The organism is Bacillus sp. SRB_331, from assembly GCF_003264175.1.
Classification (GTDB): Bacteria; Bacillota; Bacilli; order Bacillales; family Bacillaceae_G; genus Bacillus_A; species Bacillus_A mycoides.
In genome coordinates, this window is record NZ_NADV01000021.1 from 1 (window position 1) to 13,378 (window position 13,378).

The window sequence follows — 13,378 nt, forward strand, 5'->3', positions numbered from 1 at the left end:
AGGAAACGTGTCGCGCAAATAACGTTTTTGTTCAACTGCCTTTTTTTAATCTCCACGCCTTATCAAAATATAATCTTATATTTCTTTCAACTTATTATGATGCAAGTGTCTACACTAAATTGTTAGACAAGCATAAAATAAATTAAGTCTAATAATAAAGGAAAAATAAATATGCAAAACCGTTACATGCTTACAGTCAAACTCACCTCATTTAACAGGACAACGCTGACTGGTATTACTATAGAAGGTATCACGCTGACAGCGAACGTCACGTTAAGAACAACCTATCATCAAGCAATTCTCAATCGATTTCCCCCTCAGGACCCAGTTCGTCCCCTAGTCGTGAACTATAACGTAGCCGTCAAATCTGGCAGAAGATCTGCTATCTTGAATGCCGTGACGCAGCTCGCGAATGCTGGGGTAAGCGCGCAGGTCCGTCTGGATTCCTGTAACAATACCGTGGCATCCTTCCGTCCCGTTCCCTCAATAATATAAGTCAGATACCCGTCACAATAGGATAACGACTGTGACGGGTACGAAGCTGTTCGAGTGAATAGCCCTCAAATTTGTCCCCATCCCATTTCCCTTCACTCCTTGAATATTTTTTCAAAACCAATACATACTATTTTCAAGCCGTCGTATCCACGGCTAGTACTTCTTTCTTTTGTTACAGTAGTAAGCAGGCAGGTTCTTCACCTATCTGCTTTCTCTGTATATTTTTTTAGATATCGAAAATACTACCTACAAGCTGTTTGAACTAGCAGCTTCACTCTTCTTGTAATGGGAAAGCAATTTATCACAATTAGCTAACTCATTCAACTCACAGGCAGACAACCAAAATTGTTGTCTGCTTTTTGTATGGAATTTTTCATTTTGCATATACTACTTTTGAGCCTGTTTACCAACGCAAGCCATTTTGGTGTTTTGAATTCCGACTAAGCTTTTATGTTGCATAGATTATTACATCTTTGACAACACTGGTTAAAAGCGCGTTTTCTGGTTATTCGTAGTTCTAGTGCAGAATAATTTTTCTCCTATAAAGGACAGTAGGTACGACTGCTCGTCCTTTTTTACTTATATCGCATACTCTCCCTTTTGACAGCTATGAACCACATTGCCTTCTTCATCGAAGTAAGCAATTTCCCAATAAGGGTGGCAGTTGTACGCTTCTATTTCCCCATCGAACAAATTAGTTTTCCAATTTCCAACGATTGTACCCCACTTGCCAGCTACATTTACTCGCATACCCATGTAAGCAAAATGTAGATTTCGGTGGTTCTGCATTTTCTTGAAAGCTTTTTCAGCGCTGTACATCTGCTTGATGTCAAAAACACCTTCGTTCTCGCACTTTACAAACTTCATGAATTCTGTCATTGGCATTTGATATCTCTTTAACTTTAAGGGTATATTCTCATGTCTTACCCAATATGCAAGAAGATGCAGCGAAAACATTCGCGAAGAGTATATTTCGATATGTGTTTACAAAATGTTTGCAAACACATATCGAAATGCTCAAAAGCATTGATTTAAAGGCATCTATAGCACATTGAAATAAAACATTACATATAAACTCATGTAATTTTAGTGCACCTTTTTTGAGATTGGAATATATTTTGTAAAATACGCCCCCACTAGCAACAATACGATTGAGACTAGCCAAGTAAAAATACCGCCAAAATGAAGCCAATATGCAAACAAATTTAAGATTGCAATTAAAAAGCAACAAATAGAAGTTAATGAACTTTTTAATCCTTTTATCCCCGCTTTTTTTCTTTTTTGATATGTTATATACATCAAAGCGACTAGAAAAAGGATTAGAACAATTGGTAACCTAGCTTGTAGCAATGGCAATCCCTCCTGTCTATTCCCACCCCTTCATTTTACCATTTTATCCCTTTTTAATCTTTAGGAGTCATTTCATTTTTCTCTTCTCTCCAAAAGTCAGCATAAGCTTTATTTTTAAAGTTCACATTTACTTCGAAAAACGGAGGGCTTTCTCCAACTTTCAATGAGTACCACTCGTTTAAAAGTGGCGATCCGAAGCAAATATTCAATGTACGATCCTGTAAATCAAATAATACAGAATGCAAAGTCCCAAACCACTCTTCATAATTATGCACCGTCACCCCGATAGGATATTCTTCTTCTACCAATCCTTTTAAAGATTCCATGCTCACCTGCTCATTTCGATTTAAATGCTCATGTAAAATGTGATATCTTTTTGTAGATTGTTCTAATTTCCTATTATTTAATTTCTGAATAGGTGAACTGACTGCATGGTTTTTTGATACGATAAAAGCTTGGCTTTCCTCATTAATTGTTGTTATTGATTTATGCCCGTCAAATATTTCAATATGTGCTGCGTTTAAAGGATCCGCTACAATTATATTAATATTACTTGCTATAGGCATTTCTTTTATTAATGATGTAGCTCCCTGCGTATTTCTACATTTCTCCAATATTACTCGAATTACCGCAAAACATTGCAAACCATTTACCATCGGTTTTCTTAAACCTTCAATATTCCCTACAGGTTGACCACATGCTGAAAATGTAATAGATAACCCATGCTCATTAACTCCTTCTGTTCGGCCAAAATATTGAGTAGAAAAGCCACTATGTGCATATGCACCTTCAACATGCGTCGAACAAAAACGCATATCATCTATTTTGGGTGATAAATCAAAATTTCTTAATACATATGTATGCTTTAAATCAGTTTTTTAAGTAATACTGCACAATGACTACAACCTGCTTTTAATAGTGTCTGATAATATTACATCATATTCCTTAAAGGAATTTTCAATACTTCGCAAAAGCCTTCAATTTCTTCATTAATTCCTGGACAATATTGTTTTAGTACATTTCTAGATTCTGTCCAATGGTTATCCCATATTAAATTTTCTTGCTGTATAAATTGTGGAATGAGATACGGATGTTTCTTTACGAATTCTCCTTGTTGCTTACCAATTTCATAATATTTTCCTTTTAGTGACGAAAAATACCCCTTTATTTGATACACATTAAATTCCCCCTCACATTGAATATATCCATATCATACCGAAATCCTTTTGTTCATTCTTGATGTTTTTCGCTCTTTTCCACATACATTAACAATCCTTTTTTCTTTTCAATCAGGTCAGTTAATAACTATTTGATACCTACTCAAAACATTGTTAAAATCACTGTAAGAACAAGTATTCGAGAGGTTATTAGGATGAGTACAGTATTTCGAAACTAGTTAAAATAATATCAAATGGAATAAACTCTACATTGAACCTGTTTATTGGCGTTCAACTGATTATGAAAATGCGAAAACTTGTATTTCAAAGGGATGCAAATGGCCATATTGTTCAGTTAAAGAAAGAATATTTTTTAATCATCCATTTATTAGGATGAAAGGAGTAATTGTATATGAGTAAAAGCAAACCAGTTGATGAATTGACTATTGAAGACTTGAAACAAAACCCGATATGGGAATGGGCAATAGATGAAGAGGAAAATGAAGAGTGCGATGAAACGTGGATAAAACCAGTGGAAACTATAAATTTCACAGAAGAATTAAACGGTTCAATAGTACTGGGCGAATTAATAATACATAATGATGAGAAATTCCCTATGATGTGTAGTATTGATATTGAAAATAACGAGGTATTAATTAGTTCCATTGTTTTTTATAACGAAAAAGAAAATGAGTATATTGCTATAGAAGATGTAGTGAAAAAGGTTGAGATGCCAATCTCAATTAATATTTATCTCACAATTAATGGAGAGCCTAGATTTTTAAAATTCTCTGCAAATAAAATTGATATTTATAAAAACACTATAAAAACTAACTTAAATTAAATTCAAATTGAAGTTAGGAGAATACTCATTAAGTAAAAAATGGGAAACCATTATAATTAACGGTTTCCCATATATCCTCCTATTTTCAATGTTTATATAAATTTATACTAAATAATCCCCTTTTCCACCAATGTCTCTGCGATTTGAACTGAGTTCCAAGCCGCACCTTTTAATAAATTATCAGAAACAATCCAAAGATGGAATCCTTTTGGCGTATCCGGATCTTTGCGTATTCTACCTACAAATGTATCTCTTTTACCCTCTGCATATAATGGCGTTGGATAAATTTGTTCACTAGGATTATCTTGTAAAATAACACCTGGTGCATTCAGTAGTACTTCTTTAATTTCTGCAACGGTCGCTTCTTTTTCAAGTTCAATATAAACCGATTCAGAATGCCCCGATACAACTGGAACTCTGACGCAAGTAGCTGCCATTTTCAGATTTGGATCTTCTAAAATTTTCTTAGTCTCTTGAATCATCTTTACTTCTTCGAATGTGAAATCGTTGTCTGTAAATATATCCACTTGCGGCAAAACATTAAATGCAATTGGATAATGTTTTTTATCTTTTTTCGCTGGTAATATAGTACTCTTCACTTCTTCTCCTGTAAGCATTGACTTAGCTTGTTCTTTTAATTCATGAATCGCATGAATTCCTGATCCTGATACGGCTTGATACGTTGAAACAATAATTCGTTCTATACCAAATGATTTCCGAATAGGTTGAAGAGCTGTTACCATCTGTAGTGCTGAGCAATTCGGAACTGCAATGATCCCTTTATGTTTCCTTAAAGTATGTGCATTTACTTCTGGAACGACGAGTGGTACATCGTGTGCCATTCGGTATTCACTTGTGTTGTCAATTACAATTGCACCACTAGAAACTGCATGATTTACATATTGTCTAGAAACTTCTCCTCCAGCACTAAAAAATGCAATGTCTACACCTTCAAAACTAGTTGATTTTGCCTCTTGTATTTTAATCTCCCTGCCTTTAAATTTTACTGCCTTGCCAGCAGATCGTTTTGACGAGAGTAATGTAATTTCTTCTATATTAAATTTCGTTTCTCTATCTAACAATGCAATAATTTTTTGCCCTACTGCACCTGTAGCCCCAACTACAGCTACATGATAGCTCTTTTCACTCATTTTTTCTCCTCCAATTTCACTTGAATAAATTTCTCCACAACTTAATTTTAAAAGAAATTTAATGATTTGAAAAATTGAAATACATGATATAATCATTCACAAATCATGATAATAAAAGAGGTATCACTTATGGAAATGAGACATGTTAAAACATTTTGTGCCATTGTTAAATATGGTAACTTTTCTAAAGCTGCTCATGCATTAGGTTATGTGCAATCTACTGTAACAGCCCATATTAAATCATTAGAGAGCGATTTAAACATTCCTCTATTCGATCGATTAGGAAAAAAAATACTTCTTACAAAAGCAGGTCATCAATTTCATCCATACGCATTAGAATTACTTACTATTTATGATAAAGCGCAAGAAATCCCTCAAAACAGTGACCATTTAGAAGGAACATTAACTATTACATCTAATGAATCATTGGCAGTGTATCGATTACCACAATTATTACGTACTTACAAACAGGAAAATCCGAAAGTAAATATCGTACTTGAGACAAATACCAATGGGCAAGCATTGAAAAAACTACATGAAGGAGAAACCGATGTTATCTTCATAATTGGAGAAAGTATAGAGCATAATGATTTTATTACGTGTAATTTATGTAATGAAACATTTGGATGGATTTTCCCTGCTCATTTCCCTTCAAACACTGATCCACTCCTTTTATTACAAAATACTCAATTTATATTTACTGAACAAAGCTGCGGCTATAGACCGATGGTAGATCGTTTTTTACGTCAAAGCGGGAATATTCCCGCTAAAACATTCGAAACTTCCAATGTTGAAGTCATTAAACAATCTGTGATGTGTGAGTTAGGAATTTCAATTCTCCCTTACATCGTTGTACAAGAAAGTTGTCAAAAAGAGCAACTCTGTTTTCAGCCCATCGAAACTCCAGCAGTCATTCAAAGCCATGTAATCTATCATAAATCTAGATGGATATCACCCGTTTTACAATCGTTTCTTACATTATTAGAGAGAATAGAAAAGTAAGCGAGTAATAACAAAAATGAGTAACTGCTCTAAAAAGCAATTACTCATTTTTGTTAAAACATTTGTGTTCATAACAGTAAAGGTGTTTCAAAATCAATATGTATATTATTTATTAGCTTGTACCTCACCTGCAATTAATTTACTACCTGAATATGTACCTTTTTGTATAAAAACTTGATTAATTAATTCTTTTTGCTCCTTTTCTGACATTACTCCTTTCCCTTCTCCTAAATTTCCACTTTGCAATTTCCAAATCTTGTTGTGGTCCACATCAACCTTTTCATATTTTCCTTGTTTCCATCGTTCTAAAATATCCACATATGTACTTTTTTGTGCAACATCATTACTATTTATAATTTCAAGTAAACTTTCAACACGTTCTTGTGTAATAAAAATATAGCCCCACTTTTGATCAGCTTTTGTTTTTTGATGTGCCATTTCATGTAATGCTGTCTGTATGTTCTCATCTGTCCATTTGAAATTTTTATTAAAGCCACTATTCGGCAATGAATAATTTCCATTTTCTAACATCTTCGCATCTTCGGCTTTTAAATTACTATCAGCTAATACTTCTACTGCCGGAGCGGCTGGTGATACCTTTTTCGCAGCTGGTTTACTGTGATTCAAATAATACAATATCCCATATGTTAAACCTACCCCAATTACTACCATCCCCGCGATAATTCCTAATACTTTAAATAGTGTTTTCATCTCGCCTGTTTCCTCCCACATAGCCCTTTTCATAATTTCTATCTATCAAAAACAGATGTAGCTTCTCTTTTTTCGCAACTTACTGCAATTCATTTTTTCATATTAATTAACATAAATATAACTATTACTTTCCAGAAATGTAGTAACTCCATCCTCATCGTTACTTTTGGCAATAAATTTAGCGACGGATTTTAATTCTTCAACAGCATTGCTCATCGCTACGCCAATCCCACACTTTTCTATCATTTCCATATCATTGTAGTCATCTCCAAATGCAATTACTTCAGATACATCTCGATTTAAGTGCTGTAGAACATGCTGAATGCTATTCCATTTTGAAACATCCGTATGCATAATTTGACATAATGTTCCGTTATCTGTAATGACTGCCTTACACTCATCAGGCAATTCCTTAGTGAACTCCTTATTTATTGAGCCATTAGTACAAACAATTAATTTAGAAGCTTTTTCAAAGTTTAATTTTCTTATATCCATGACTTCACACGGCACATCACCAAAATAATCAGTAACATCAAAATTTGAGTACAGCTTATCATTTATTTCAAGACAAATCTGATGAAGATTATACTTTTTTGCTATTTCTATAATTTCTAAAATATCATTTTTAGAAATCTTCATTTCATATAAAATATCATTACCTTTAAGAACTAGAGCTCCGTTATAACAAATGATAATCTCACTTTTTAACACGTTGGGAATATACTGTTTTATAGCCCTTGGAGGCCTTGCCGTAGCAAAAATCAATTCGTCTCCATTATTTTTACATTCCCTCAAAATATTAATAGATTTCTCTGAAATTGTTTTATCACTTCTTAATAAAGTCCCATCAAGATCTGAAATAATAATCTTTTTCATACTTACATTTATTCTCCTTTCACAAATAATAACTCGAAACATTGATTATTTGTTGAATCAACTGAGCTTTTACGGGTAGTTAATCTCTACCTACTTTTGGTCTCAATTCAATTTTGAGTCTCATTTTCATTTATTACATATTTTCTATTTCCTGAATCATATATGTATTTCCTTATATTGTATTTCTTTTCTTTATAAATTGAAAGATTATTCCGTCAAAAATCCCCATCTTTTTCAAATGCAAATCCCACTCTAAGCATTTCGTTTTAAATTTATAAAAATATGTGCTAGCCTAATATTTTTAGTAGCTGCATAAATATGAGTTTATTGTATGATGGTTTAACATTTTCAAACTTTGATTATATAAGGTTTTAGAGGACATATCAGCGACCATTTCCCTCTTACCATTACTAAGAAGTATTCGTTTAGTTTGCATTTTTGTTTGCAATCTGGTTTGCACACTTGTTAGCACTTTTTTATATTTCTTCTATTACATATACCTTCACAAACACATCATACTTAACTGCTAGCTCTTCTAATTTCTTTTCTCTATATTTGGTTACTGTAAAAAAATGAATGACTGGCATTTCCCCATTATGCTTCGTTTATAAATTTGCGTGAACTCTTCATACTTTTTTAACTTCTCTTCATTCACTTTCATTTTCTGCGAGCGATCTACCTCAACTGCATGAAGTATATTTCCTTCATCACGGAACTTCACATTTGGGACAATCTTCTTTTTCTCTTCATTCTTTTTATATCGTATTTCCGTTTCAATCTGCCAATCATACGGGCAGAATAAGTGTAACCAAGATTCGTTTCTAAGTAACGCATGTATTTCATATCACCAATCAACCCAGCAACTCTACATACTTATAAAAGGATTATTTTATAAAAATATAAACTTGCAAAATACTTACTAGTGTACTAAGTTATTAATCCAATCCTTCTATTAAATTTATTCATATATTAATAGCAAACCGAGAAAAGGAGGTTTTTATTTGGCTGAGCATACAAAATGTGTTTGCGAACAATTAGAAAGATTACAGTTAGGTACAGAAGTAGATGTTTTCCTCACAGGAACAACACTAGAGGATCTTATTTTCACTAACTTTAATCCAGATAATTTTTGTGTAACATTTGTGGATAATACAACAGAACCTGGCTCTATAATTGTTTTGGACTGTCGTGATATTCAAGCGCTGAGAATTGAAGCTGAGTAGAGTAAAGACGGGGCTTTGAAAAAAGCCCCATTTCGTAATTCCCTAAGCATATTTCAATATAAATTATAAAATAGAGGAGCCGGAAAAATGTCAGTTTTCATAAACTATGCTATTACTCCCAAAGTATTTAATCCTAATCTAACGTCTCTTCCGAATAACCAATCTTCTTTTATCCCAACCAAAAAAGAGCATTCTAAAGATATTTGCTATCTTTTAGAAACATTTTACTTAGGAAAAAAAATAAAACAACTTTTAGTTAACGGCACAATATTAAAAGCTTCTATATTTGTAGGTTTCCATAATAGATCATGCCTGGCTACGTTTATAGATGAAAACGGAGATATCACTGTAGTTAACTGTGAGCGTATTGATGCGATTGTGCTCTAATTGTGAATTTACATGTGAATAAATAATCATTATTTTCAAGATAAACGTGTAGTTCTTACACATAACGCCAGTAACTGTTACTATAAGAGACTAGGTCTGAAGAGCACTAATATACAGTTCTTTTTTAGGCTCAACCGAATAAAACTCAACATTCCGTCAATACTTTAGATAGGCATTAGCCAAAACTCATTTAAAGTCCCTAAACTTTCTCCGATCCCCACGGAGAACCAGCCGAGCAGATAGCTTTTGCTAGCTGCTCTTTTGTTTGAAATTAAAATAGTGTTTTTGTTCACCAAACTATTCTTTTGTGAAAAATCACTTCGGCTTCATTTGTTGTTGTGTATTTTATATTGTGGCGATCCATTAACGCTTACTTTAGCATCAATTGTAAACATTAATCCTGCATCTACAGAACCAGCAACACCTTTATCCTGCAAGACGTAGTACCACCATGATTATTTATTTTATTTACATTAATTTAATACACCTTTTAATATGTTTCTCATACTATAAAAACCAAATCCATATGTAATTAAATTAATTATTTGTTGATACATTATAAAGTGTTTCTTTCAAATAAATCGAAGAAAGAAACACTTTAGTTGGTCGTTTGATTACTTTAACTGAGTCCGTATTTTTTCTGATTGGATCATTAGTTGCGGTAATTGTTGCTTTTAATTCATATCAAAAAGCACTTACTAGTCAATAAATATTCTCCTTACCAATTTAATATCAAAGGAGACCAAGATAAATATGTTACCGAACAGAACCTATTCACCTTATCTAAGTTATCGCCCTGTCTATGGTCATTTTCCAATTTCATATATCTACCATATAAACCCTATACACATTCAAAACTTTCCGAAGTACTCCACCCCTGATTACTTCCTACCACCTCATATACAGCATTCATATCCAGTTAGCAGTATTTATACAACTCCCTTTTATAAAAATTTCAACCATATAATAACAGCAAAAACATGGGATAACTAAGAAACTATATATACTCACTTAAAATAAAAACAGGCTCCCTATTTTTATTCATTTCACGTACACGCTCCGGAGTAAGATCGTTGGGTATATTTTTTCGTTTTCCACCTCGCTCTTTCGGGTGTATATCAAGGTATCTACCCAGTTGGTGTAATTCTTGACCAGTCGGGCAGTTTTTACAAACACTAATACTAAAACACGCATTATCTGAACGATTGTAATAACAACGTCTGTATTTCTGCTCTATGATATCGCCAATTTCGTATGTGATTTGGATGCATTCTACTTTCGTTTCACTCATTAACCGAATTATTTCACATACACTATTCACTATCGATGCCAATCTTCTCTTCATCCCTTGAATAATTTTTCCAAATCAATACATACTACTTCCAAGCCACTTAATCCACGGCTGGTACTTCTTTCTATTGTTACAGTAGTAACCAGGTAGGTTCGTCACTTATCTGCTTTCTCTGTATATTTTTTAAAATATCGAAAATACTACCTACAAGCTGTTTGAACTAGCAGCTTCACTCTTCTTAAAATGGGACAGCAATTTATCACAATTGACTAACTCATTCGAATTGCTGGCAGACAACCAAAATTGTTGTCTGCTTTTTGTATGGGATTTTTTATTTTGCATATACTACTTTTGAGCCTGTTTACCAATGCAAGCCATTTGGGTGTTTTGAATTCCGACTAAGCTTTTTTTGTTGCATAGATTATTACATCTTTGACAACACTGGTTAAAAGCGCGTTTTCTGGTTATTCGTAGTTCTAATCCAGAATAATTTTTCTCCTAAAAAGGACGGCAGGTACGACTGCTCGTCCTTTTTTACTTATATCGCATACTTTCCCTTTTGACAGCTATGAACTACATTACCCTCATCATCATAGTAAGCAATCTCCCAATAAGGATGGCAGTTGTACGGTTCTATTTCCCCATCGAACAAAACAAACAAATTAGAATACGAACTCACACATTCAATATGTATAAAAAAACAACGAGTACCTTATAAGGCACTCGTTGTTTTTTTATGCTCGATTCTCTTTTAACCACTTCGTAATAGCATCTAGCCTCGAAACATCAAAACGTCTTTCTTCACACACGTTTAAGCTGTTTAAACTTTTCACAATTTCTAATTCATTCGACTTTATACTTTTTGCTTCAATCAATTTACAGTACCCGTCTGTGACGGTATTTAAATTTTCATAATAACGCTGCAACTGTTTTGATATATGTAAATGTTTTTCAAAATTTCTTCTGCTTCTCGTCTCATCAAATTCTTTTCATTTTCTAAGTTCTTCATCATTCGTGTACAAATAAAAATATTGATCTGGAAAACCAATTTCTCTATTTATCATCTTTTCTTTATAAAAGTTTTCTATTAAAGATAACGGCTGATTAAATATATCAAAATGGAAACACCAATTATAACTAAGTGGCTGATAAATATCACCATCGAGTATTACTAACTCATATTGCTGCGACTTCTGCATTGCTATATTCCAGCGCTCTACTTGTTTTTCAAAATACCATGTTCTATGTTCATTTTTTGGTCTTTCAAATAATAGATTAACTTCAGGTATAATAAATGCACCGTAATTTTTTTCTAATTCACGACATGTTGTACTTTTACCAACAGCGCTCGCTCCCTCAAACGCTACAATCCCCATATTTTCTCCCTCTTTCATTAGCTAATATCTCGTTGTTTCACTTTTCGCCCCCATAACTGTTTCCATAAAACGATTGAAGCGATAGAAAGCATTATTGTTGTAATGATACTACCTTCAATACCAAATGAGCCTCCATGAAGCACTTCTGACCCATTTGTTACAGGTTTAAATAGCGGCGTTGAATATATCGTCATGCCACTAACTGCAAAACCATAGACGTTATATTGCGCCCAATTCCAAATGGAATGCCACGCGCATATCCCCCAAAGACTACTGTCTTTTAAAACGTAAAATGCTGCAAATACACCAACTAATATTATATTCGATATTGAAAGAATTGTAATACCTGGATTAAGTACATGAAGAAAACCAAATAAAAAGGACGTCACTATAATCCCAACCCATATACGACTTCTAACAGAAATAACTGGAAACAACCAGCCTCGTACAATAATTTCTTCCGTTGCACCTTGTATTAAAAAAGCAATTAAAGATCCTACAATACCAAATATGGCGGTTGCCGTAATTTGTTGCATTTGTAGTTTTACAATACCTGTTAATACAAGTACAATTACTGGTATTGAAATGAAGACAAATCCTATTAACGCACCTCTCAAATACTTTCTCATCCATTGCACTTTCCAAAAACCAATGGATGAAAATGACCTTTTCTCTACAAACCTAATCCATAAAAAAATAAAAAATATAGCCCCACCAAACGTTAATATCATCTCAATATTATTATAAATTGCCTTTACAAATGATGTATCTGCTTTCGGTAAAAACAGCATAAACAACATGAAAAATTCACCTAAAGTTAAAAATACAATTGCAAGTATAACAGCGAAAATAGGATGAACTTTTCTTCTTCCTTCTTTTGCTGCTTCAATTATTTTAAATTGTTTATTTAGCAATATTCTATCCTCCTTATTATTGTAATCATCTGTATTCTTAAAATATATATCGTTTCCCTTAAACATATTTTTTAAAATAAATGATTTTTGTTTGGAATAAATTCAGATTAGGAATAATATATAAATAAAAGAGATGTCTTCGTGCCTTTTACCAGTATCACCCAATTCATTCACTGGTATTACCAGCACTTGCTATTTCCCACCATTTGTTGTAAGATAGTAATTAAGGTCAATTTAGCACTATACTTTCTTTGCATATTATCAAGTATCAATCAGGAATGTTTTGTACTCCTTATGGATTTTTGATAATATGTGAACTTTTATTTTCAATCGAATAAGGCCGATCATATTGTAATCTTTTTAAATTTTAGGAGGCATTACCATGACATTAACAGGTAAAGTAAAATGGTTTAACAGCGAAAAAGGTTTCGGTTTCATCGAAGTTGCAGACGGTAGCGACGTATTCGTTCACTTCTCAGCTATCACTGGCGACGGCTTCAAATCTCTTGACGAAGGTCAAGAAGTTAGCTTCGAAGTTGAAGACGGTAACCGTGGACCTCAAGCTAAAAACGTTGTAAAGCTATAATTCAATCAATAAAAA

General features: G+C 33.2%; 11 protein-coding genes and 6 pseudogenes. 6 read left to right on the forward strand and 11 right to left on the reverse strand.

The window, feature by feature from the left end; genetic code table 11:
- Positions 1-1,074 precede the first annotated feature (1,074 nt).
- Positions 1,075-1,380, reverse strand: coding sequence for a hypothetical protein (locus tag B5P42_RS14040; RefSeq protein WP_098779224.1), 306 nt, complete (start codon positions 1,378-1,380; stop codon positions 1,075-1,077).
- Positions 1,381-1,382: 2 nt separating this feature from the next.
- On the opposite strand from B5P42_RS14040, the pseudogene B5P42_RS14045 reads away from it, so the two are divergent.
- A pseudogene (locus B5P42_RS14045) lies at positions 1,383-1,469 on the forward strand (tyrosine-type recombinase/integrase); the annotation flags it as partial.
- Positions 1,470-1,581: 112 nt separating this feature from the next.
- On the opposite strand, the gene B5P42_RS14050 reads toward B5P42_RS14045, so the two are convergent.
- Both B5P42_RS14050 and B5P42_RS14055 read right to left on the reverse strand, forming a co-directional pair.
- The gene (locus tag B5P42_RS14050) at positions 1,582-1,845 is read right to left on the reverse strand and encodes a hypothetical protein (protein WP_113734461.1); all 264 of its coding nucleotides are present in this window, start codon (positions 1,843-1,845) and stop codon (positions 1,582-1,584) included.
- A 53-nt stretch (positions 1,846-1,898) separates the two neighbouring features.
- A pseudogene (locus tag B5P42_RS14055) lies at positions 1,899-3,022 on the reverse strand (C45 family autoproteolytic acyltransferase/hydrolase).
- A gap of 392 nt (positions 3,023-3,414) precedes the next feature.
- Here B5P42_RS14055 and B5P42_RS14060 point away from each other — a divergent pair.
- Positions 3,415-3,846, forward strand: a complete 432-nt coding sequence (locus B5P42_RS14060) for a hypothetical protein (protein WP_113734462.1) — start codon at positions 3,415-3,417, stop codon at positions 3,844-3,846.
- Positions 3,847-3,953: 107 nt separating this feature from the next.
- Here B5P42_RS14060 and B5P42_RS14065 read toward each other — a convergent pair whose 3' ends face one another.
- Positions 3,954-4,997 carry an aspartate-semialdehyde dehydrogenase gene (locus tag B5P42_RS14065; RefSeq protein ID WP_113734463.1) on the reverse strand — a complete coding sequence of 348 codons (1,044 nt, stop codon included), beginning with the start codon at positions 4,995-4,997 and terminating at the stop codon, positions 3,954-3,956.
- A gap of 129 nt (positions 4,998-5,126) precedes the next feature.
- On the opposite strand from B5P42_RS14065, the gene B5P42_RS14070 reads away from it, so the two are divergent.
- Positions 5,127-5,999, forward strand: a complete 873-nt coding sequence (locus tag B5P42_RS14070) for a LysR family transcriptional regulator (RefSeq protein ID WP_113734464.1) — start codon at positions 5,127-5,129, stop codon at positions 5,997-5,999.
- Positions 6,000-6,104: 105 nt separating this feature from the next.
- On the opposite strand, the gene B5P42_RS14075 is transcribed toward B5P42_RS14070, so the two are convergent.
- The 3 genes and pseudogenes from B5P42_RS14075 to B5P42_RS14085 all read right to left on the reverse strand — a co-directional run.
- Positions 6,105-6,710 carry a PRK06770 family protein gene (locus B5P42_RS14075; protein WP_113734465.1) on the reverse strand — a complete coding sequence of 202 codons (606 nt, stop codon included), beginning with the start codon at positions 6,708-6,710 and terminating at the stop codon, positions 6,105-6,107.
- 102 nt (positions 6,711-6,812) lie between these two features.
- Entirely contained in the window at positions 6,813-7,586 is a 774-nt protein-coding gene (locus B5P42_RS14080) for an HAD family hydrolase (RefSeq protein ID WP_113734466.1), read from the reverse strand.
- Positions 7,587-8,062: 476 nt separating this feature from the next.
- Positions 8,063-8,421: pseudogene (locus B5P42_RS14085) on the reverse strand (replication-relaxation family protein); the annotation flags it as partial.
- A gap of 166 nt (positions 8,422-8,587) precedes the next feature.
- On the opposite strand from B5P42_RS14085, the gene B5P42_RS14090 reads away from it, so the two are divergent.
- Positions 8,588-8,809, forward strand: coding sequence for a hypothetical protein (locus B5P42_RS14090; RefSeq protein ID WP_000807684.1), 222 nt, complete (start codon positions 8,588-8,590; stop codon positions 8,807-8,809).
- A gap of 87 nt (positions 8,810-8,896) precedes the next feature.
- Positions 8,897-9,196, forward strand: a complete 300-nt coding sequence (locus B5P42_RS14095) for a hypothetical protein (protein ID WP_088032963.1) — start codon at positions 8,897-8,899, stop codon at positions 9,194-9,196.
- A gap of 326 nt (positions 9,197-9,522) precedes the next feature.
- Here the strand turns inward: B5P42_RS14095 and B5P42_RS32670 are convergent.
- The 4 genes and pseudogenes from B5P42_RS32670 to B5P42_RS14115 form a co-directional block, all read right to left on the reverse strand.
- Positions 9,523-9,630 (reverse strand): annotated as a pseudogene (locus tag B5P42_RS32670) (N-acetylmuramoyl-L-alanine amidase); the annotation flags it as partial.
- A gap of 590 nt (positions 9,631-10,220) precedes the next feature.
- A pseudogene (locus tag B5P42_RS14105) lies at positions 10,221-10,487 on the reverse strand (hypothetical protein); the annotation flags it as partial.
- Positions 10,488-11,221: 734 nt separating this feature from the next.
- Positions 11,222-11,863 (reverse strand): annotated as a pseudogene (locus B5P42_RS14110) (chloramphenicol acetyltransferase).
- 17 nt (positions 11,864-11,880) lie between these two features.
- Entirely contained in the window at positions 11,881-12,777 is an 897-nt protein-coding gene (locus B5P42_RS14115) for a CPBP family intramembrane glutamic endopeptidase (protein WP_113734467.1), read from the reverse strand.
- Between the two features lie 382 nt (positions 12,778-13,159).
- Between B5P42_RS14115 and cspD the strand changes: the two genes are divergently transcribed.
- Positions 13,160-13,363, forward strand: a complete 204-nt coding sequence (gene cspD / locus B5P42_RS14120) for a cold-shock protein CspD (protein WP_002012849.1) — start codon at positions 13,160-13,162, stop codon at positions 13,361-13,363.
- The last annotated feature ends 15 nt before the right edge of the window (positions 13,364-13,378 follow it).

What these genes read in the sequence shown, in the direction of transcription:
- B5P42_RS14065 (WP_113734463.1), bottom strand. Translation starts at nt 4,997, where the DNA reads ATGAGTGAAAAGAGCTATCATGTAGCTGTAGTTGGGGCTACAGGTGCA.
- B5P42_RS14080 (WP_113734466.1), bottom strand. Translation starts at nt 7,586, where the DNA reads ATGAAAAAGATTATTATTTCAGATCTTGATGGGACTTTATTAAGAAGT.
- B5P42_RS14095 (WP_088032963.1), top strand. Translation starts at nt 8,897, where the DNA reads ATGTCAGTTTTCATAAACTATGCTATTACTCCCAAAGTATTTAATCCT.
- B5P42_RS14075 (WP_113734465.1), bottom strand. Translation starts at nt 6,710, where the DNA reads ATGAAAACACTATTTAAAGTATTAGGAATTATCGCGGGGATGGTAGTA.
- B5P42_RS14060 (WP_113734462.1), top strand. Translation starts at nt 3,415, where the DNA reads ATGAGTAAAAGCAAACCAGTTGATGAATTGACTATTGAAGACTTGAAA.
- cspD (WP_002012849.1), top strand. Translation starts at nt 13,160, where the DNA reads ATGACATTAACAGGTAAAGTAAAATGGTTTAACAGCGAAAAAGGTTTC.
- B5P42_RS14070 (WP_113734464.1), top strand. Translation starts at nt 5,127, where the DNA reads ATGGAAATGAGACATGTTAAAACATTTTGTGCCATTGTTAAATATGGT.
- B5P42_RS14040 (WP_098779224.1), bottom strand. Translation starts at nt 1,380, where the DNA reads ATGCCAATGACAGAATTCATGAAGTTTGTAAAGTGCGAGAACGAAGGT.